Source organism: Bradyrhizobium sp. (assembly GCF_030654605.1).
In the GTDB taxonomy this organism is placed as follows: domain Bacteria; phylum Pseudomonadota; class Alphaproteobacteria; order Rhizobiales; family Xanthobacteraceae; genus Bradyrhizobium.
This window is the reverse complement of the sequence record NZ_JAURXB010000274.1, coordinates 1-20,550: the sequence shown is the minus strand read 5'-3', so window position 1 is coordinate 20,550 and position 20,550 is coordinate 1. Positions and strand designations below refer to the sequence as shown.

General features: G+C 62.3%; 18 protein-coding genes and 1 pseudogene. 8 read left to right on the top strand and 11 right to left on the bottom strand.

All coding sequences use genetic code 11. The annotated features are described in order from the left end of the window. Positions 1–66 precede the first annotated feature (66 nt). The 4 genes from hemE to Q7U29_RS25370 form a co-directional block, all read right to left on the bottom strand. Positions 67–1,113: a uroporphyrinogen decarboxylase gene (hemE, locus tag Q7U29_RS25385; RefSeq protein ID WP_304745998.1), complete on the bottom strand. Its 1,047-nt coding sequence runs from the start codon at positions 1,111–1,113 to the stop codon at positions 67–69. Positions 1,114–1,220: 107 nt separating this feature from the next. Next, positions 1,221–3,074, bottom strand: a complete 1,854-nt coding sequence (locus Q7U29_RS25380; protein WP_370691827.1) for a PHA/PHB synthase family protein — start codon at positions 3,072–3,074, stop codon at positions 1,221–1,223. Between the two features lie 279 nt (positions 3,075–3,353). Beyond that, positions 3,354–4,415 (bottom strand): ketopantoate reductase family protein, encoded by a 1,062-nt coding sequence (locus Q7U29_RS25375; RefSeq protein WP_304745994.1) that lies wholly within the window; start codon positions 4,413–4,415, stop codon positions 3,354–3,356. Between the two features lie 10 nt (positions 4,416–4,425). Beyond that, positions 4,426–4,878, bottom strand: a complete 453-nt coding sequence (locus Q7U29_RS25370) for a hypothetical protein (protein ID WP_304745992.1) — start codon at positions 4,876–4,878, stop codon at positions 4,426–4,428. Positions 4,879–4,941: 63 nt separating this feature from the next. Between Q7U29_RS25370 and Q7U29_RS25365 the strand changes: the two genes are divergently transcribed. Next, entirely contained in the window at positions 4,942–5,160 is a 219-nt protein-coding gene (locus tag Q7U29_RS25365) for a hypothetical protein (protein ID WP_304745990.1), read from the top strand. 632 nt (positions 5,161–5,792) lie between these two features. Next, positions 5,793–6,413, top strand: coding sequence for a hypothetical protein (locus tag Q7U29_RS25360; RefSeq protein ID WP_304745989.1), 621 nt, complete (start codon positions 5,793–5,795; stop codon positions 6,411–6,413). 114 nt (positions 6,414–6,527) lie between these two features. Here the strand turns inward: Q7U29_RS25360 and Q7U29_RS25355 are convergent, their stop codons facing one another. Continuing rightward, positions 6,528–8,492 (bottom strand): caspase family protein, encoded by a 1,965-nt coding sequence (locus tag Q7U29_RS25355; RefSeq protein ID WP_304745987.1) that lies wholly within the window; start codon positions 8,490–8,492, stop codon positions 6,528–6,530. 947 nt (positions 8,493–9,439) lie between these two features. Between Q7U29_RS25355 and Q7U29_RS25350 the strand changes: the two genes are divergently transcribed. Next, on the top strand, positions 9,440–9,901 hold the full coding sequence (locus Q7U29_RS25350) for a sugar phosphate isomerase/epimerase family protein (RefSeq protein ID WP_370691826.1): 462 nt from the start codon (positions 9,440–9,442) through the stop codon (positions 9,899–9,901). Here Q7U29_RS25350 and Q7U29_RS25345 read toward each other — a convergent pair whose 3' ends face one another. Continuing rightward, a complete protein-coding gene (locus Q7U29_RS25345; RefSeq protein ID WP_304745983.1) occupies positions 9,902–10,120 on the bottom strand; it encodes a hypothetical protein in 219 nt (72 codons plus the stop codon). Positions 10,121–10,309: 189 nt separating this feature from the next. Then, positions 10,310–10,522: pseudogene (locus tag Q7U29_RS25340) on the bottom strand (sulfur oxidation c-type cytochrome SoxA); the annotation flags it as partial. A gap of 996 nt (positions 10,523–11,518) precedes the next feature. Between Q7U29_RS25340 and Q7U29_RS25335 the strand changes: the two are divergent. Further along, on the top strand, positions 11,519–12,919 hold the full coding sequence (locus tag Q7U29_RS25335) for a selenium-binding protein SBP56-related protein (RefSeq protein ID WP_304745981.1): 1,401 nt from the start codon (positions 11,519–11,521) through the stop codon (positions 12,917–12,919). Between the two features lie 2 nt (positions 12,920–12,921). Then, the gene (locus Q7U29_RS25330; protein WP_304745979.1) at positions 12,922–13,602 is read left to right on the top strand and encodes a hypothetical protein; all 681 of its coding nucleotides are present in this window, start codon (positions 12,922–12,924) and stop codon (positions 13,600–13,602) included. A gap of 81 nt (positions 13,603–13,683) precedes the next feature. Here Q7U29_RS25330 and Q7U29_RS25325 read toward each other — a convergent pair whose 3' ends face one another. The 4 genes from Q7U29_RS25325 to Q7U29_RS25310 all read right to left on the bottom strand — a co-directional run bounded on the left by Q7U29_RS25325 (position 13,684) and on the right by Q7U29_RS25310 (position 16,696). Continuing rightward, positions 13,684–13,875 carry a hypothetical protein gene (locus tag Q7U29_RS25325; RefSeq protein WP_304745977.1) on the bottom strand — a complete coding sequence of 64 codons (192 nt, stop codon included), beginning with the start codon at positions 13,873–13,875 and terminating at the stop codon, positions 13,684–13,686. Positions 13,876–14,018: 143 nt separating this feature from the next. Then, positions 14,019–14,141, bottom strand: coding sequence for a hypothetical protein (locus tag Q7U29_RS25320; RefSeq protein ID WP_304745974.1), 123 nt, complete (start codon positions 14,139–14,141; stop codon positions 14,019–14,021). 422 nt (positions 14,142–14,563) lie between these two features. Then, positions 14,564–15,640 carry a tartrate dehydrogenase gene (locus Q7U29_RS25315; protein ID WP_304745971.1) on the bottom strand — a complete coding sequence of 359 codons (1,077 nt, stop codon included), beginning with the start codon at positions 15,638–15,640 and terminating at the stop codon, positions 14,564–14,566. 66 nt (positions 15,641–15,706) lie between these two features. Beyond that, complete coding sequence (locus Q7U29_RS25310; RefSeq protein WP_304745968.1) at positions 15,707–16,696, bottom strand: tripartite tricarboxylate transporter substrate-binding protein; 990 nt, start codon at positions 16,694–16,696, stop codon at positions 15,707–15,709. A 144-nt stretch (positions 16,697–16,840) separates the two neighbouring features. Between Q7U29_RS25310 and Q7U29_RS25305 the strand changes: the two genes are divergently transcribed. From Q7U29_RS25305 to Q7U29_RS25295, 3 genes are all read left to right on the top strand, one after another. Beyond that, positions 16,841–17,746, top strand: coding sequence for a LysR family transcriptional regulator (locus tag Q7U29_RS25305; protein ID WP_304745965.1), 906 nt, complete (start codon positions 16,841–16,843; stop codon positions 17,744–17,746). Positions 17,747–17,952: 206 nt separating this feature from the next. Further along, positions 17,953–19,089, top strand: coding sequence for an efflux RND transporter periplasmic adaptor subunit (locus Q7U29_RS25300; protein ID WP_304746053.1), 1,137 nt, complete (start codon positions 17,953–17,955; stop codon positions 19,087–19,089). Then, a partial coding sequence (locus Q7U29_RS25295) for an efflux RND transporter permease subunit (RefSeq protein WP_304745962.1) occupies positions 19,089–20,550 on the top strand: 1,462 nt, incomplete at its 3' end. The genes Q7U29_RS25300 and Q7U29_RS25295, both read left to right, overlap by 1 nt.

Here is a 20,550-nt window from a genome sequence, read left to right as displayed (position 1 = left end):
GCGTACTGGATCCCCGCCTTCGCGGGGATGACAAGCGAATGGAGGTGGGATCTGTGGCTTGTCGCCTCACCCCCGATACGCCCGCACCCGCTGCACCATCTGCTCGACATGCGCGATCGGGGTTTCCGGCTGGATGCCGTGGCCGAGGTTGAAGATGAGGCGACCCCCGGCGAAGTTCGCCAGCACGTCGTCGACCGCGCGGTTCAGCGCCTCGCCGCCTGATATCAGCACCAGCGGGTCGAGATTGCCCTGCACCGCGACTTTGGTCTGCACGCGTTCGCGGATCAGCGACGGCTCGGCGGCCCAGTCGATGCTGACGCCATCGACGCCGGTGGTCTCGACATAGCCCGGCAACTGCGCGCCGGCGCCGCGGGGAAAGCCGATGATTTTCGCGTCGGGTGCCTGCTTGCGCACGCCTTCGACGATCCGCCGCGTCGGCTCCACCGACCAGCGCTGGAATTCGCGCGGCGGCAGCACGCCGGCCCAGGTGTCGAAAATCTGCAGCACGTCGGCGCCGGCCTTGAGCTGTCCCAGCAGATACTGGATCGAGTTCTCGACCAGCACGTCGATGATCTTCGAAAACGCCTCGGGGTGGCGATAGGCCATCATCCGCGCCGGCGCCTGGTCGGGCGTGCCCTGTCCGGCCACCATGTAGGTGGCGACCGTCCACGGCGCGCCGCAGAAGCCGATCAGCGCGATCTTGGGATCGAGCTCGCGGCGGACGCGGCGCAATGCCTCGTAGACTGGCTCCAATTTGGAGAAGTCGCCCTTCGAGGCCAGCGTGCCGACCTTGTCCGGCGCGTCCATTGGGTCGAGCCGCGGCCCTTCGCCGACTTCGAACCGCACCGAACGGCCGAGCGCGTGGGGGATCACCAGAATGTCCGAGAAGATGATGGCGGCATCGAAGTTGAAGCGGCGGATCGGCTGCATCGTCACTTCCGCGGCATATTCCGGCGTGAAGCACAGGTCGAGAAAGCCGCCGGCCTTGGCGCGCAGTTCGCGATACTCGGGGAGGTAACGGCCGGCCTGCCGCATCATCCAGATCGGCGGAACCGGCTGCCTGCGGCCGGAGAGTACTTCGACAAAGGGCTTTGTGGCGGGGTTCTGGGTCAAGCGTGGTTCCGTGGTTCGACAGCTGTAATGGATGCTCCTGATACACTGCCGTCGCGGTCTTGGCCACGGTCACCGGGCGGACGATTTACCTCCCAAATCTGTCGGCATCAGCGCTGGAAGACGTAGGTGCCTGGAGCATCCTCGATCGGCGCATAACCCTTTTCGCGGGCGCCCATGGCAGGCGGCGACACCTGCTCCGGCGCGGAATGGCTGGCGAGCCAGCCGGTCCAATCCACCCACCATGACCCGTCTTTCGACCCGGCTGCCGCAGCCCACTCGTCCGGGGCGAGACACGTATCGGCGTTACGCTTGAAAGCGATGCGAAAATGCCGGTGCGGGTGGCCGGGCTCGCTGACGATGCCGGCGTTGTGACCGCCGCTCGTGAGCACGAAGGTGACGTCGGTATCGGTGAGATAGTGGACTTTGTAGACCGACCGCCATGGCGCGACATGATCGCGCTCGGTTCCGACGACGAACATCGGCGCGCGGATGTTCTGGAGCGCGGCTGTCCTCCCGTCGACCATGAAGCTGCCAGCCGCGAGTTCGTTGTCGAGATAAAGCCGCTGCAGATACTCCGCATGCATCTTGTAGGGCATGCGGGTGGAGTCGGCGTTCCACGCCATCAGATCGGTCATCGGCATCCGCTCGCCCATCATGTATTCGTGCACGAGCCGCGACCAGATCAGGTCGTTGGTACGCAGAAGCTCGAAGGAGCCTGCCATCTGGTCGGCGGAGAGGTAGCCCTTGTTCCACATCATGCTCTCCAGAAAATGCATCTGGCTGTGGTCGATGAAAAGGGCGAGCTCACCGGGTTTGGTGAAGTCGGTCTGGGCTGCCAGCAGAGTAACGGTCGCCAGACGGTCGTCGCCGGCGCGGGCCATGGCGGCGGACGCGATCGATAGCAGCGTTCCACCAAGGCAATACCCCGTCGCATGGACCTTTCGTCCGGGAACGATGGCGCTGACGGCCTCCAGCGCGGCCATGACGCCGGAACGCCGGTAATCGTCCAGGGTAAGCTCGCGATCTTCGGCGGTCGGATTGCGCCAGGAGATGCAGAAGACGGTGTGGCCTTGTCCGACCAGATAGCGGATGAGCGAATTTTGCGGCGACAGATCGAGGATGTAGTACTTCATGATCCAGGCCGGCACGATCAGCACCGGCTCGGCCATGACCGTCTCCGTCGACGGCGCATATTGAATCAGTTCGATCAGGTGGTTCCGGTAAACGACCTTTCCGGGCGTGACGGCGACGTCCCTGCCGACCCTGAAATTCTCGGTGCCCATCGGGGGCTGCCTGGTGATCAGCCGGCTGACGTCCTCCATCCAGTTCTGGAACCCGCGGATGAGGTTGGCCCCGCCGGTCTCGACGGTCTTCTCGATTACTTCGGGGTTGGTGAACGGGAAGTTCGAGGGCGAGAACATGTCGAGGAACTGGCGCGCGGCGAAGGACACCACCTCCTCATGGTGCGGCGCGACGCCGGGCACTTCGCGGGTGACGTTGTGCCACCATTGCTGATTGAGCAGGAAGGCTTGAGCCAGGAAATTGTAGGGTTGCTTGTGCCATCCCTCGGCGCGAAACCGGTAGTCGCCCGGCAACGGCTCGATGCACGGCGGCGCATCGGGATTGCGCGCTGCAGCTGTGCAGTGAGCCATCAGACGAGTCGCTTTTCGTGACGCCTTGTCGATCAATTCCAGGCGTTTGCCGGGAGCCGACGCAAGATGGATGGACCAGTCAAAGAAGGCGAGCGCCAGCGACGCCGGAGAAATTCCTCCCGTCGACTGCGCGGTGAGAGCTTCGCGCATCCGGTCGATGGCGCGGAAGGCTTCGCTGCCGACGCTTTCCTCGGCCGGCGGCAACGATACTGGCTGGGTCCGAACCGACGGAATCTGTACTGACGGAGTCGGTGCGGACGGAGTGTGTTCCGCCCTGGTCGAAGGCACAACTATTCTGTTACTGGACATGACTCTTTCCAAGGCGGTTGGCGTCCATGTGTATCCGGAGCTGGTCGACCGCTGTTGACGTGGATCAAGACGCACGATCGCTCGGACGGCCGGGCGATTGTAAAACCGTTCGTATCATCGCAACCCCCTTTTATAGAAGTATTGCGACGACCGGTTGAATCCGCCCAGTCCGCCGCGGCTCTATCGTGGCGCCTCTGGAATACGGGGGCGCCCGGTCTTTGCCGGGCGATGACAGCGGTGTTTGTGCGAGCGGTGTAGGCTCAACGCGTCATATTCAACTCAATTCAACCTGAGCTCGGTAATATGCCGCGGGTCCGGCTTCAGCTCACCCCGTTCGACGCGCTTGACGATATCCGTCAGCGCGGCATTGGCGCTGCAGGCGACGCCGACCTTTTCGCCCTCGCGCACCACAAAGCCGTTGAGGAATTCGATCTCGGTGCGGCGGCCTTTCTCCATGTCCTGGCCCATCGAGGGACGCTGGCCGGCAGCGGTGCGCTTGCTGTCCTCGAAGCGCTGCGCGTCGCAGGCGCGCATCGCGGCTTCGTCGCCTTCGCCGGCACGCGCGATGGTCTCGGGCGGCAAATGCAGGATCTCTTCCAGTTGATAGCCGTGCGCCTGTCCGACGCGGATCGCTTCGCTGCCGAGCCGGGTGGAGAAGCGCCGGATCGGCTCGTTGTGCAGCATCTCGCCGCCGGGTAGACCCGTGCAGGCAGACAGCCCGTTGCCCATGGCGTTGGCGACCAGCTTCGACCAGCGCTCGCCCCATAGATTGCTGGTTACCTTGGCGCTGTCGGTGTAACCGACCAGCCGGCAGATTTCCTCCGCCCGTGGCGTGATGCGGCCATGCACTTCGCCGGCGCGAAACACGGTGTGCGCTGCCCCGTGCTTGCCGGCGCCGCGGTGGATGTGGCCGGGCCCCGGCAGATTGACCGTGATGCTGCTGGCGATGCAACCCAGCGTCTTGCCCCAGCCGACGATGCCGGCGATGGTTTCCTCGTTCATGCAGTTCTGCAGCGACACCACGTAGCCATCCGGCGCCAGATACTGCTGGATCAGCATGGTGGCCCAGGCGGTGTCGTAGGACTTCATGCAGACGAAGGCGATGTTGACAGGCGCTTCCCGCGCCAGCTGCTGTGCGTCGGTGACGTGCAGCGCGCGCACCGGGACGGTGAATTCCGCGACGTCCCTGGCGTGGGTGACGCGCAGGCCATGCTTTCGCATGTGCTCGACGTGTTCGGGCCATGGATCGATGAAGGTGACGTCTTCGCCCGCCTGCACCATATGGGCGCCGGCATAGCCGCCGACCGCGCCGGCTCCGACGATCGCTATCTTGCGGCCCATGCTGTCCTTTCTAGTTGCCCGAGAAGGCATTGCCGCTCTGTACCGAGCAAGTTGGCGAACCCGTGCTGACGGAATCGACCACGTACATCACTCCGTCCGGCCCACGGCGCTGAATCTTCGCGCCCCCTGCTTTGGCGTCGATAACGGATAACGTGCAGCTCGAAAAACCGGAATCGAATGTTGCGACGTATTGTCGAGCGCCGCTGGCGAAGGCTTCCGTTCCGACGAGGCGATTGCCTTCAATGCGCACGGAACCCTTTGAGCCTCCTTCTCCCGGGCCCTTATCGGCGCCCCGCGCGGCGTTTTTGCGACCGGAAGACCTGATCTGCATGCGCAGGAACGTTCGACCGGCGGAGCTGACATATACCACGCGGGTATTGATGTTGGTAAAGCCTTTGGCCCCGCCGTCGGCACTGGTAGCGGTGCCTGAGGTGCTCCACGATATCGTTACGGTCTTGTTCAATAGGCCTTGTGGCGCACAAATCGCAGGACTGGATCCCAATGCGGCTATCAAGAATGGTATGCAATGAGCAAATCGCACCATGAACTTATTCCCCTTTCAATTCCGATACGCTCCAAATCAAATCCGCGTCGCTATTCACAGTATGTTCGACCGTTGAACTGGAAGCATTTCGTCGCAGCGACCGCTGATCGCGGGACGCGCACGGCGGCGTGCAATCTCGTTCTCACCGGCTTCCCATATGATTTCGAAACCGGCGGCGAGCAAAAACGAATGGTCTCCTGATCCGTAACGATAGTCCATACCATCCGTGCGCCTTCCAGGCGGCAATTCAGCATCAGAGAGGGCCGCAAGCAGATCGAGGCGCCTTCGGAATAGCTCTTGCTCTCATAGAGGCACGCCCCGGCAGTTTGCGCATGAAGCAGCGAGGGCAGGCCCGCAACCCCTGTCAGCGTGATCAAACGGATGCATATCTTCAGGTTAAGGTTCATTGCCTGCCCTCAAGGTTGTCGAAAAATCAATAGGCCATCATCGGTTGCTGCAAATCCCTTCAGAGGTCCCACTCGGCAAGCAGTCCATTGAAGGCAACCGAAATCCATTCTATGCTTCGCGATATTTCGTCCGGCGGCGTCAATTCGATACTGAAAAACGGCAGGCGGCCCCGTCAATTCACCGATCGATAGATCTTGTACATTCTCGACGTTGCTCAACCTCGATAGTTCGCTCCCGCCTGCCTCACTATCCTTACACCACAGGAAATTCGAAATGCAGCATTTTTTCAGACGGCTAAAGGCGACGATTGGCCTCTGTGCCATGCCAGCATCTGCGGAAGCTGCACCGCAGCAACTGACGAACAAGACAATCTCCATCGCATTCAAGTTTTTCATTCCTGTCAGGAACGCCCGTTAGCCAGGGCAATGCCTTCGCAAGCTGAATTCTCGTTCTCAACGCTTTCTTTTGCTGGTGGTGATCAGATGTCCTCTTCCAATTCGAGACTGTTGCTGCGGGTGGTCGTCACCTTGAGCATTTTCGGGTGCGGTGCCGCCGCAGCCGAGACGCCGCGCGAACTCTTCAACAAGACTATTTCGATCAGCTGGAACGAGTATCGCGTTCAACGCGCCGATTCCGGAGAAATAAAGAAGGGCAATACGTCATCCATTCTCCTGGTCTACGTCGGAGAGTCAGGGCGCCTGTTCACCAGATTGTCGCGGCAAGGCAGGCAAAAATCGAACAGCAATGATCTCGATCCCGACGGAGGAAATCAACGCGCGGGCGTCGGCGCTGCGGGAAACCTTTCCGCCAGCTTCGAGGGACGGCAGCTGCTCGTCAGCAATTCGATGTCCAGTGGAGCTCGCCGCATCCAGGCAACCTTCAATCCGGGCTATGCGGGCTGCGGGGTTCAGATTCGCTTTGGCAAGGACGGCGGCTCCGAGATCCGCCATCGCGCGATGGACGGCCGCATGTACAATATCATCTCGACCGACGTATCGGGTCAGTCATGCTCCGTGAGAGCCGGTAACGTGTTCGCCGTGAAATAGCCGGCAGCAACTTGGTTCCGATGTTCCGCCAAGCCAGTCCGGCGAGTAGCGTCGCAGCCGTTGCGGATACCCGGTGCGGACGGCAAGCCAGCCCTTCGCGACAGTCGGCCGCCTTCATTCGCAATAGGTTTTTCCGCTGAACGTAAAGCACTTGCCGCCACCTCCTGCCGGGGCGACCCGCCGCGTTGCGGGTTCGCGCGCCGCCGGCTCGCGGCGCGTCGCTGTCTGAGGCTTGGCGACCGGCTCGGGCTTCTTTTCGCATGCGCCACTGGAATTCAGAAATTGACCGCTCTCGCAGCCGAGTTGGATACATCGGTCCCCATCGGCGCGCTGCCCCTTCTTGCAAACCAGCGGACAGACGCGCTCGGTCTTGCCGCGAACGGAATCGAGAGCATCCAGACTTGCCAGTTGGATATTCAATTTGGTTCGAGCATTCTTGTTGAACAGCTCGAGAGCGGCTTTCGAAGCATTGTCCCAGCTGCCGTCGACATTGCCCGGATTGCATCCAACGCGCTTGAGGTGGGCCTGCAGCAGCCGCGCAATGTCGGCCTGATCCATTTGCGGGGCAGCCGGTGCGACCGTGCTTCCCGCGGCGCTCGGCGGCGACAGCGCGGCGATCTTTTCGCGCTCCGCGGCGGCCTCACGCCTGGCCTGCTCGACCTTCACTTGCGCATCCGCGACGGCCTGGCGCTTGGCTTCCTCGACCTGACGCCGCGCCGATTCCGCCTCCTGTCGGGCCACCTCCACCTGGCGCTTGGCGTCCTCCAATTGTTTCATAGCTTGGTCCGCAACCTGGAGCCGTGCCTCTTCCAGCTCCTTCCTCGCCTGTTCCGAAATCTTCTGCTTGGCGTCGGAAGTCTGGCGCGCGGCCTGCTCTTCCAGCTGACGGCGGAATTCCTCAGTCTTCCTGGCGGCCTGTGCTTCGGCCTCGCGGCGCGCGTCGTCGGCTTTCGTCCGCATCTGTTCCGCGGCGATCAGCTTTCCGGTCTGCGCCCGCGCCAGATCGGCGTATAGCCCGCTGCGATGCGCGGCCAGAAACGAATCCCATGCCTCACGCGTGCCAATCTGGGCCGCGAGTTCATAATCAGTCCGGGCGCCGGCTTCGGGATCGGCGGGCTTGACTGCCTGCGGCACGAGCGCGACGGTCTCTCCGCCCAATGAACCATAAAAGAAAGGCTCTTGCCGGTATCCGGTGCTCTTCAAGACGTCATCACGGACGCGGCCAAAGGCCAGCCGAAGATCGAGTCCGGGTTCGGCAATATGCTTGACCAGCGCGGAAGCGAACGGGCTGTTCTGTCCGTCGCCATCGTTGGCCACCGCGCCGGCCTTGGCGGCGTAGGCAACGAGGGTGTCGGACATCGAGGGTTCGATCTTGGCAAGCCCCCGTCCGATCGAGCGCGTGCTCACGGACCGTTTCATGGTCTTGGTGAACGGGTTGTCGCGACAGGCGTCGAGAATGACCAGCTTCAGGCGCTTGGCGCCATCGAGCGCTTTCAAGACGCGATCGAGCGATATGGTTTCGTCTTCGACGTCGAAATCGCTCGCCAGCTTTGCGTCTGCTGGCACCAGGTAGTTGGTGCCGTCGACCTCTATGCCGTGACCAGCGTAATAGACGACCGACATATCGGCATCGCGGGAGGTATCGGAGAACTGGCGAATGGACTTGCGCAGGTCGGAAATACCGAGATCGCGTCCGCTTTCGACGACCTCGAAGCCGGCTTTCTTGAACAGCGCCGACATCGCTTCGGCATCTCTTGCGGGATTGGCCAGCCGGGGAACCGATTGATATTTCGAGATGCCGATAACGAGCGCAACGCGCTTTTCAGCCAACGCAGGCTGGCTAAACAGCGAGGTCAACCAAACTAGTGAAATGAAGGCCCCCAGCAAGCGCATCACGAAGTCCCAAATCGACGATCGAGCCAACCCTACCATTCGACCCATTGACCGCAATATCAGATTGCCCTCTGTGATTCTGGTCACACAGTCAAACGCGCGCTGTGGGTTCGGTGTTCCACTTCCGGTCTGGGGCGCAAAGCGGACATCGGCGATGGGGGCGAACAGCCACTGTGTCTGGGCCATCCCCCTCGGTATGTCACCTTCGCTGCTCGCCCGCGCCGGCCAAGTGATCGAAGACTTTGGAGCCTGACTTAACCTCTCAGAATTGAGCAAGCAGATCTTGGTGCATTCAGACGGATTGGCAAGATCCAAACGCCGGCGTAAACCTGCAAGCATTGCAAACCAGCGGGATTCAGAACAATGCGCTTACATTTTGCCCTCATTTGTTTTTTCGGCGCGGTTTCGGTTGGACCCTTATCCGCCAGCAGCGCGCCGCAGGCGGCCTTGAACAAGACCGTCACCCTATCCTGGGCAGTGTCCGGCAGCGGTAAAAACGCCGATGGTGCGCCGATCAGCTTCACCAACACTGTTGCACTTACGATTTACGTAAGCAGCGCGGGTCGCACGTTTCTAAGAAAGCGGCTCACCTCGATGCGAGGCAAAGCGGCTCGGGAGTCGAGCAAGGGCCCGGGAGAATCCTTCGCGTACCCAGGGAGCGTACGCTTCGAAGGAAGTAAAATGGTGGGGGTGCAAACCTGGGCCAACGGCGCCACCCAGTATTCAGCGACGTTCGACCCTGGTTTCTCAAGCTGTTCTCTCTCTGTGATCGATGGCAAAGGGGCGGGCGGGAAAATAACGCGAAAGGGACCCGACGGCCGGGTGTATGTGATCGATTCGGTCTCCGTGAGCTCGCCGACCTGTTCAGTACAGAGTGGAAACGCGTTCGCTCAGTAACCGCCGCTTCGGCTTGGCCTGTAAACAAGGCAATCGAACCGGCCAGCATGGTTACCATCAGATATCGCGTCGCAACCTCGATAATCCATCCACGTCATTCCGGGATGGTCCGTTAGCACCAGACCTCAGATGTGCAATTGCACATCGGGGAATCTCGAGATTCCGGGTTCGATGCTTCGCATCGCCACGGAATCACGGATCCTTTCGGTCCCGGCAAATACAATCCGCCGTTTCCGATGCCCAGGGATCGCATGATCTCGCATTTCTATCGCGCGCTGGACACCCCGGCGCCACTGGCGCGGCGGGTCGGCACCAGGCTTCTGATCGAGAATATGCCGTTCGCGTTCCTGCCGGACGCGGAGTCGCTGATGAACGCGGTCGACGGCTATGGCGATGACAGCATCCGGGTGATCTATGACGTCGCGAACGCCAATTTCAACGGCGAGGCTCCGACCGACGGATTGCGAAGGGTCCGCGAACGGCTCAGCCTCGTGCATTTTTCCGATACCACTCGACTGAGTTACAAGCATGATCCGCTGGGGTGCGGCGATGTTCCACTCACGGGCATTGCCTCGACCAGGAAGGAGATCCGATGTACCGAACTGCCGATGCTGGAGGTGATTTCGCATAGCCCCGATGCCGATATCGCCGACAGCTGCAGGCTTCTCCAGCAAGCCGGGTTTGGTTCAAATCCCTGATCACGCCGCCACGTCCCAAAGCTGCGGCGACCCGCGCAGCAGCACGCTGCGTCCTTTCGCCGTAATGACGGGACCGTCGCCGGTCATGGCCGCGAGCTCGATCACGATCAGGCTCGCCGTCAGTCGATCCTTGATGCGGCGTTCGGCTGCGGGCAGGCGAAGCGCCTTCAGCGCTTCCCATTGATCCCGCGTCAGGTCGTAGTCGAATTCCGTGTTCATGGCTGCCTCGATGCGTTGCTTGCGGGCGTTTCTTACAAAGCCAGCGTGAACGGGATGCGACCACAATGAGTCGGGATTTCGGTCGAAGCGATTTTTAATCCGTGGTGGATTGGAAATGCTCGAAGCGCGATGATCACAACAATTTGTCATCGAATTGCGTTCACCCGAATCAATGGCTGCGACGGCATGTCACGGCCGCACCGCCGGCGTTTCGATCGGCATGTCGCGGGCGCGCGACATCAGATACAGCTCCAGCTCGACCAGCTCCGGCGCGCCGTAATCGTAGGGCTGGGCGCGGATGCCCGACAGGCAGGCGCGCAGACGGCGCTGCAGCGAGCCGAGCGATTGCCACTCCAGCCGCTTGTCCCAATTGTCGTCGTGACAATTGATGCAAGCGAGATTCTGCGTTGCGCAATGGAGGAGAATTGATTTGCCGGTGTTGCGGCGGAGAGGAGGGTGGCTGTCATGCCCCGCGAAAAAAAAGTCGGGTGGGTGGGCAAGCAGGGTCGTCCAAGTGGAAGCGTGCCCACGCCCCGGGCTTGTAGAGACTCTGTTCGGGCCACGGATGCTGCTGTCACAGGTGGCCGCCTCCCCACAACTCGTCATCCTCCGCGAAAGCGGAGGACCCAGTACGCCGCGGCTATCGATTCCATCTCTAACGTCTCTGGAATACTGGGTCGTCCGGTCAAGCAGGACGATGACAGTTGTGGGTGTGTGTCAACAAACACAACTTCGCGATCTCGCGGCGCGTTTCGCCCGAGGTTTGCTGTCAACTTTCCGCCCTCATCAATCAGAGGGCGCGGGGAGGCCGGGCGCCCGATGCGCCCGATAGCCGCGTGTGCAATGGTAGAGTGGTAGAAGCACACGCGTTAGTCAGGTCACACCGGAATCACCCGGCACTCCCCGCGCAATGGTTTACGGCTTATACGTGCTCTTCTCGGTGAGCCCTGCGCTCTTGCCACCGTCATCCGCAACACCTCGAGCTGCGAACTTGACACCAGCCTTTGGGGTGTCGGAACCACACGATTTCGCCGTCCGCTTCAGGCGCCCTGGTCAGGGAGCGCCATCCGCGTCCACCGCATCCCCGTCCCGCATCGGTGACCTTGCGCAACGCCCCTCTGAATGGGACGGGATGGCCATTGATATAGTCCAACTTTGATTTCTGTAAAACAGAAATATTTTTCCGCGCGGGGCTTGACGTGATTTCCGATAAACAGAAGTGATTTGCCCGTCGGGTCGGATTTGTTGAACTGGCTCACGTGAACGGTTTCCACCGGCCGTGCCTTCAATTAGGCTAGCTCCGTTGCAATGAGGAAGCCCGCGCACAGCGGAGGAGCAACTCGCGCGACATGCCATTGAGACGTTTTAGTATGCATCCACTCACAAGGAGGCAGTACGATGACAATCAGGCCCGACCCGACCTTCCACGCATCGCCCAGGCTCGCGATGGAAGCGCCGCCCGAAAGTTTTGCCTATACCTTGCTGCTCAGCCCGGACTTCTCGAAACCCGACGCACTCGCGGTGATCGACGTCGAGCCGGGGTCGCCGACCTACAGCCAGATCGTCCACACCGTGGCGATGCCGAACAAGGGCGACGAGTTTCACCACTTCGGATGGAATGCCTGCTCGTCTTCCCTGTCGCCGCTCTCCGGGCACGCCTTTCTCGAGCGGCGCTATCTCATCATCCCCGGCATCCGGTCCTCGCGAATTTATATCGTCGATACCAAGCCCGATCCGAGGCAGGCCAGGATTCACAAGATCATCGAGCCCGAGGAAATCTTCAAAAAGACCGGCTACTCGCGGCCGCACACGATTCACTGCGGCCCGGACGGAATCTATGTCAGCACGCTCGGCGGCGGAGGCAAGGACGGCACCGACGGGCCGCCCGGCGTCTTCATCATGGACTGCCAGACTTTCGAGGTGCTGGGGCGGTGGGAGATCGATCGCGGTCCGCAGGCGCTGCATTATGATTTCTGGTGGAACCTGCCGCGCGACTACATGGTGACGAGCGAGTGGGCCTTGCCGCCGCAGTTCGAGAACGGGATCGTGCCGGAGGACCTGCTCTCCAACAAATACGGCCACCGGGTCCATTTCTGGGATCTGAGCGCCCGGCGCAACGTCCAGACCATCGATCTCGGCGCCAATCACCAGATGGCGCTGGAGGTGCGGCCCGCGCACGATCCGGTTCGCGAATACGGCTTCCTCGGCGTCGTGGTCGACACCACCAACCTCGAAGGCTCGATCTGGACCTGGTGGCGCGAGGGCGGAAAATTCCACATCGAAAAGACGGCGACGATTGCACCGGAAGCAGCAAGCAAGGAGCAGCTGCCGCCGCTGCTGCAGGGATTCGGCGCGGTGCCGCCGCTGGTCACCGACATCGACCTGTCGATGGATGACAGGTTTCTCTACGTCTCCTGCTGGGGCACCGGCGAGATGCGTCAATACGATGTCAGCGATCCCAGAAAGCCGAAGCTTTCGGGCTCCGTGCACATCGGCGGCATCGTTCGCCGCACGCCGCATCCGAACGGCAGGAAATATGCGGGCGGACCGCAGATGGTGGAGATCAGCCGCGACGGCAAGCGGGTGTACTGGACCAACTCGCTGTATTCGACGTGGGACGACCAGTTCTATCCCGAGGGAATGCCGGGCGCCGAGGTGATGGCCAATGCCGGTGCCGATGGTGGCCTCGAACTGGCTGGGGATTATTGGGTGGGTTTCCCGCAGGGATACCGGGCGCATCAAATCCGGCTCGATGGCGGCGACTGTTCGACCGATTCGTTTTGCTATCCTTCGGCCTGAATGTGAGCGTAGCCGACTGGACCGTTGCCGGCCTCTGGCTGGCCGTGATCGCGAGCGGCCTCTATCACGGGGCCAACCCGGGGATGGGGTGGCCGCTCGCGGTTTCGGCAGGACTGATGGAAAGGAGTTCGCGCGCGCTGTTGATGGCGCTGTGGCCGCTATGGGCAGGCCATTTGCTGGCGATGCTGCTGGTCATGCTTCCCTTCGCGCTGCTTGTCACCCTGGTCCAGTGGCAGCGTCCGATCCAGGCCGGCGCCAGCCTTCTGGTAATCGGATTTGGTGTGTTCCGGCTGATCAATCAGCGCCATCCACGCGCGCTCGCCCGTATCAGGCCGACGCAATTGGGGCTGTGGTCCTTCGCGGTGGCGATCGCGCATGGCGCCGGATTGATGCTGGTGCCGATCTATCTCGGGCTGTGCCGGGCCGCCGACCTCGACGCAGGCCATACGGCGGCAGGCAGGCTGATCAATACCAATCTCGGCATGGCCGTGCTGGTATCCGTGGTGCACTCGGCCGCGATGATCGCCGCCGGAGGATGCGCGGCGTGGCTGGTGTACCGTTATCTCGGCCTGAAATTCGTGGCCCGAAGCTGGTTCAATCTGGACGCCGTATGGGCCGTCAGCCTCATTCTGGTCGGGACCATTGCACTGGTCATCAGCCTCACGGACGCAAGCCACGCATGAGGCGATCAGGCAAGCGACATCCGGTCAAGTGACATCCGGTCATGGCTCCGCGCGGATAGCGAGGGCCGGAATGGACGTTCGCTAGGCGCTGACCCGTTCCTTCAACTCGTCGAACTGGGCAGGCCGATAGACGGTTCCGTCGGGCGTTGCGATCTCAACGTCCCAGCAACCGTCGGATATCAATTCCCCGGCCTTCTTCAGTGCAGCCGGGACTGACTCCCGGTTGAGGGTGACGCTTCCCGCGGTATCCTGCGCAGTAATCAAAAACCTCATATGATCGGCTCCCGGCGCAACATAATGACCATTCTGGCCTAGCGCGCGGCGGCGTCAAGAGCGTAACTGACGCAAGCGGGTTCCAATTAGTTAACGGGCGTTGCAGGAACCCGCTCCAGGCGAGGTGCGATAGCCGGGTGAGGCTACTCCTCGGTCGGGCCGGGAAGAGCCTGACGAAGGCGTTGAGCTTCCTGCCAGGTTTCGCGAACCTCCTTGCCGAACTGAACGAGCTTGTTGGCCGTCTGCACGATGATGAGCATGATCATGGCTACCGGCCCGCTCTCGAGTAGAGACGCTCGATTTGGCGCTCCGCGTCGTCGGTCTGCTTGATCCCGCGGACGGCAAGGTATTGCTCAACCGTACGCTCAGCCCGTCGCTGACGGGCGCGCAATAATCGTGCGAAAAATGAAGGTTTTTTGGTCGGGGCAGAAAGCCAGGCCCCAGTGGTTAGTACGTTCGCCATAGGTGGCTCCTTTTTTTGGAGTTGTCCTTGAGCGAATTTCCTTCCCTATATCCAGATAGGTACAGTGCGCCGTTAATGCGAGGTTAAATAGCGCGCATCGTGCATTAAATTTGGATTCCGGATGCGCGAGGGATTCACGTTCGCGTGATTCTGCGTTGCCGTCGAGGCAACCGCGCAGCGCTCTCGGGAGCGCGTTGCGCGTCCAGGTGACAGTACCGGGACGAATCACTCGTTGGCGCCGTGAATGGAAGAGATGACGGCGGCCGTGACTTCCGTGGTCCGGGCCTTGCCGCCGAGATCCGGCGTGTGAAAGCGCGGGTCGGCGGTGACGCGCTCGATCGCCTGCATCAGCCGCGTCGCGGCGGCGGTCTCGCCGAGATGCTCCAGCATCATCACGGAAGACCAGAACGTGCCGACCGGATTGGCGATGCCCTTGCCGATGATGTCGAAGGCCGAGCCGTGAATCGGCTCGAACATCGAGGGATAGGTCCGCTCCGGATTGAGGTTCGCGGTCGGTGCGATGCCGAGCGAGCCGGCAAGGGCGGCGGCGAGATCCGACAGCACATCGGCATGCAGGTTGGTGGCGACCACGGTATCGATGGTTTCCGGCTTCATCACCATGCGCATGGTCATGGCGTCGACCAGCATCTTGTCCCAGGTGACGTCCTTGAATTCGGCCGCGATCTCGTTCGCGATCTCGTCCCACATCACCATGGCATGGCGCTGGGCGTTGGATTTGGTCACGACGGTCAACAGTTTTCGTGGCCGGGACTGCGCGAGCCTGAACGCAAAACGCATGATGCGCTCGACGCCGGCGCGGGTCAGGATCGATACGTCGGTCGCGACTTCGAGCGGCAACCCCTTGTGGACGCGGCCGCCGACCCCGGCATATTCGCCTTCCGAATTTTCGCGGACGATGACCCAGTCGAGTTCCGGCCCGTGAACGTTGCGCAGCGGGCTGGTGATCCCGGGCAGGATGCGGGTCGGCCGCACATTGGCGTATTGATCGAACGGCTGGCAGATCGCGAGGCGCAAGCCCCAGAGCGTGATGTGGTCGGGCACGTCGGGCGCGCCGGCCGAACCGAACAGGATGGCATCGTGTCCCTTGATCTGGTCGCGGCCATCTTCCGGCATCATGATGCCGTGTTTCTTGTAGTACTCGGAACCCCAGTCGAAATGATCGACCTTGAAGGTGAAACTTCCGTCGCGCTGGGCCAGCGCGTGCAGCACCTCGACACCGGCGGCAATGACTTCGGTGCCGATCCCGTCGCCCGGGATCGCTGCAATGGCGTAGGTCTTCATGAAGTCTCTCCGGACCGCTGATAGCCGCGTGTCGTTGTGGGTGATTGATCGCCGGTGGCGGAAAACTCAGTTTCCCTTCGCCCCGGCAGCCTTGATGACGGCGCTCCAGCGCGGCACTTCGGCTGACAGGTGCGACTTGAGGGCCGCCGGTGTCGCCAGTTCCGCCTTGACCGGCTCGGTGCCGAGGCTCGCAAACCGCTCGATCACCTTGGGATCTTTCAGCGCCGCCTGAAGGGCCGCGACAAGCTTGTCGGAAGCCTCCTTCGGCAATCCCTTCGGCGCCCACATCGCGTGCCATGCCGACACCTCGAAGCCTTTGACCGCGCCGGCATCGAGCGGCGGCAAGTCGGGCAGGGACGAGACCCTGGATTTGGTCGTGACCGCAAAACCCTTGATCCTGGCTTCCTTGATCTGGTTGGTGGTGTTGGTGGTCTGGTCGCACATCACGTCGAACTGGCCGCCCAGCAGGTCGTTCATGGCCGGTCCGGTGCCGCGATAGGGGATGCCGTTGATCTGCACGCCGAGTTCCTTCATCAGCATCAGCATGCACAGATGCGAGGCCGAGCCGACACCGGCATGCCCATAGGTGGCCTTGTCCTTGTTGGCGCGGATCCACGCCAGCAGCTCGGTGACGTTGGCGGGCGGCAGTGTCGATTTCGACACCAGGGTCATGGGCACGTCGGTGATGCGGCCGAGGTGATCGAAATCCCCGACGACGTCGTATTTCAGGGAGTCGTAAAGCGCGGGTGCTGTGGCATGCGCGATGTGCCAGACCGCGACGGTGTAGCCGTCAGCCGCCGACTTCGACACCCGTGCCATGCCGAGCGTGCCGCCGGCGCCGCCGACGTTTTCGACCAGCACCGTCTGGCCGAGGGTGCGGCCCATCGACTCCGCAACGAGGCGGGCCACGGTGTCGGTCGGCCCGCCGGATGCGGCCGGAACGATCAGCGTGATCGGCTTGGTCGGAAAGGCGGTCTGCGCCGTGACGGCGTGCGACGCGAAGGTGGAAATGGCGGCGAGGGCACTGGTCAGGATCGCGCGACGATTGAACCGCATTGGTCACTCCCATCAAATTTATTGGCCGGCTGATTCCGCCTGAAGGTCAGCACTTGCCGGCACGCTACGTCCTGATGTCACACCCGTTCAATCGGCATACGATTATACAAATATTTGATATAATCTGGCGCAGGGAGGCTCCCTATGGAATTGCACCAGCTTCGCTGTTTCGTGGCCGCGGCCGAGGAGCTGCATTTCGGCCGCGCGGCGCAACGGCTCGAAATGCTGCCCTCGGCACTCGGGCGTTACATCCGGCTGCTCGAAGACGATCTCGGCACCCGACTGATGACGCGCACCACCCGCAGCGTTACGTTGACCGATGACGGCGCAGTCTTGCTCAAGGACGCCCGCCATTTGCTGGCGCAGGCGGACAGTCTCGCGGTCAAATTCCACGCCCGCGGCCGCAAGCAGGCGGCGACCATCCGCCTCGGCGCGATCGATAGCGCGGCCGCCGGCCTGCTGCCGATGCTGCTGCACGATTTTCGTGCGCGCAGGCCGGATGTCACGGTGAAGCTGACGGAGGACAAGACGATCCGCCTGCTGCCGCGGCTGATCTCCGGGCGGCTCGACATGGCGGTGGTGCGGCCGCCGGCCAATCCGGACAAGCGGCTCGAATTCCTGTTTCTGTTGCACGAAACCGCCGTGGTCGCGGTATCCGATCGTCATCCCCTCGCATCGAGAAAACGCGTTGATATCACCGATCTCGCCGAGCAGCCGCTGATCGTGCCCGAGCGCCGGTCGCGCCCGCACAGCCACGATCTCACCATGAAGCTGTTTGCCCAGGCCGGACTGCAGGCGCGCGTGGTGCAGTTGGCCGATGAAAAGCAGACCATCGTCAATCTGGTCGCCGCCGAACTCGGCGTCGCCATCGTTCCCAGATGGACATCGCGAATGGCGGCGCGCGGCGTCCGCTACATCCCGCTCGAGGCGTCCGATATGAACCGGCTGCCGCTGGCGGCGGCCTGGGCCCGCGGCACGCGCGATCCCGTGCGGGACGAAATGCTTGAAATGCTCAAGGCTTCGCTTGCGCGCTATGCAAAGGACGCTTGAAGCAGGTTTGCCGGATCGCAGTGCAGGCCACGCGCGAACGCGTCGCAATTGCACCCACCTGCATCGAGATAGTTGAATGGTCGAGCGAGCCGAGAGCGGATCCGATCGCTTGATAAAAATCAATCCACCCGATACTGCACGGAATACTGAAGGCTCAACGGAACGCGCGATTTGGCGGCGCCACCCGATGATATGGTTTCTTGCCGATGAATCTCGCTCAGACGATCGTAAACCTCTGCTCGCGACGCGGGTTGATTCGGGCCTTGCTTGCAGTCGCCTTGATCGGCCCGCCAACCCTGTCGTTGGCCGACGACGAGGTAAAGCTAAGCCCCGCGCAGGCACAAACCCTGGGCGTTCGCGTCGCGCATCCCATCCTGAGCCGGACAGACCTGACACTGCCCTATCCGGCCCAGATTGTTATCCCTACCCCGCAACTGTGGGTCGTCAGCGCTCCCGTGGCCGGCATGGTCACCAGTCTGTCGGTTGCGCGAGGCGACCGGGTCAATTCCGGCCAGCCGCTCGTCATGCTCGAGAGCCCAAGCTTCGTGTCGCTTCAGCGCGACTACCTGCAGGCCTTCGCGCATGACGTGCTCGCTGCCCAGCAGCTGAAACGGAATACCGAACTGTTCCAGGGCAATGCGGTGCCGCTACGCGTGCTGGAGACCAGCCAGGCCGAAGCCCGGCAGGCGAGCATCGCGGTGTCGGAACGAAAGCAAATGCTTCGGCTGAGCGGGCTGTCGGACGCGGCGATTTCGCGCCTCGCCAGCGAGACCGCGATTACGGCAACACTCTCGGTCGCCTCGCCCCAGCCGGCAACCGCGGTCGAGATCGTGGTTTCCCCGGGCCAGCGGGTGGAGCAATCGGCCCCGCTCGTCAAGATCGCACGCTTGTCGCCCTTGTGGGTCGAGATTGCGATTCCGGCAATGAGCGTCCGCGCCATCCGGCCGGGGGCGAGAGTGGAAATCGACGGCTACGTGACGCCGGGCAAGGTCGTACTGGTTTCGGAAACGACCGACGTGGCGACCCAAACCATTCTGGTGCGAGCGGAGGTGCCGAATACCGGTGAACTGCGCCCCGGGCAAACCGCTGCGGTACGGATCAATTTTCTTTCCTCCGGTGAGAGTGCCTGGGAGATCCCCTACAGCGCGCTCGTCCGACGCGGCGAAACGACGTCGGTCTTCGTCGCCATCGAGGGCGGATTTCGTATCGCGCCCGTGACGCTGCTGGCCGAGGATCAGGATCATGTCGTGGTATCCGGCGCGATCTCGGAGAAGGACGAAGTGGCCGTCAGTGGCATCACCGCCCTGCGAGGAATATTGCAACGGCTCGGGGCCGGCGAGTGATGCTCGAGCGTCTGGTCGCGTTCGCGCTTTCGCAGCGCATGTTCGTCGCCCTGAGCGTGCTTCTGCTCGTCGGCGCGGGCGTCGTCGTCCTGCCCAGCCTGCCGATTGACGCATTTCCCGACGTCTCGCCGGTTCAGGTCAAGGTCATCATGAAAGCGCCGGGTCTCACCCCGGAGGAAGTCGAACAGCGGATCACGGTTCCAATCGAGCTCGAACTGCTCGGGTTGCCGAACAAGAAAATCCTCCGCTCGACGACAAAATACGCGCTTGCCGACATCACCGTCGATTTCGAGGACGGCACCGACATCTATTGGGCGCGCAACCAGGTTTCGGAGCGCCTGGCCAACATCGCGCGCGATTTGCCGGAAGGCGTGACCGGCGGTCTCGCTCCGATCACCAGCCCGCTTGGCGAAATGTTCATGTTCACCATCGAGAGTCCCGATCTCTCGCTGGCGGAGCGGCGCAGCCTGCTCGACTGGGTGATCCGCCCGGCGCTGCGGACCGTTCCGGGGGTCGCCGACGTCAACTCGCTCGGCGGTCATGTCCGGGCCTTCGAGATCGTGCCGGTCAGCGATGCGCTCGCCGCACGCGGCATTTCCTATGACCTGTTTCGACGGGCGATCGAGACCAACAGCCGCAACGACGGCGCTGGCCGCGTCAACCAGGGCGAAGACAGCGCCCTCGTCCGCATCGAGGGCAGTATCCGCTCGATCGACGACATCAAGGCCATCGTGGTCGACACGCGGGACGGCATTCCGATCCGGGTCAACGATGTGGCCCGCGTTCAGGTGGGCGCGATGACGCGCTATGGCGCCGTCACAATCGACGGCCGCGGCGAAACGGTCGAAGGACTCGTGCTTGGCCTGCGTGGCGCCAATGCCGGGCAGCTCGTCCGCGACGTCCGCCAGCGCCTGCAGGAGCTGCAGCCGTCGCTGCCGAAGAGCGTTTCCATCAACGTGTTTTACGACCGGAGCCGGCTGGTCGGCCGCGCCGTCGGAACCGTCGTCCGGGCGCTGGCCGAAGCCACGGTTCTGGTCATCGTGCTGCTGTTGCTGTTTCTCGGCAACTGGCGCGCCTCGCTGGTAATCGCCCTGAGCCTGCCGCTTGCGATCATGATCGCGCTGATTGTGATGCGCATGGTCGGCATGTCGGCCAATCTGATGAGTCTCGGTGGACTCGCGATCGCCATCGGCATGCTGATCGACGCGCTTGTGGTCGTCGTCGAGAACATCGTGGGAAATCTCAGCAAGGATCAGAAGGGCAGCACGACGCCGCTGGTCCATATCGTGTTCCGGTCGGTCTGCGAGGTGCTGGAGCCGGTTTCGACGGGCGTGCTCATCATCATCATCGTTTTCGTGCCGTTGCTGGCGCTGCAGGGCCTCGAGGGAAAGCTGTTCATCCCGGTGGCGCTCGCCATCATCTTTGCGCTGGCCGCCTCGCTGTTGCTGGCGCTCACGGTCA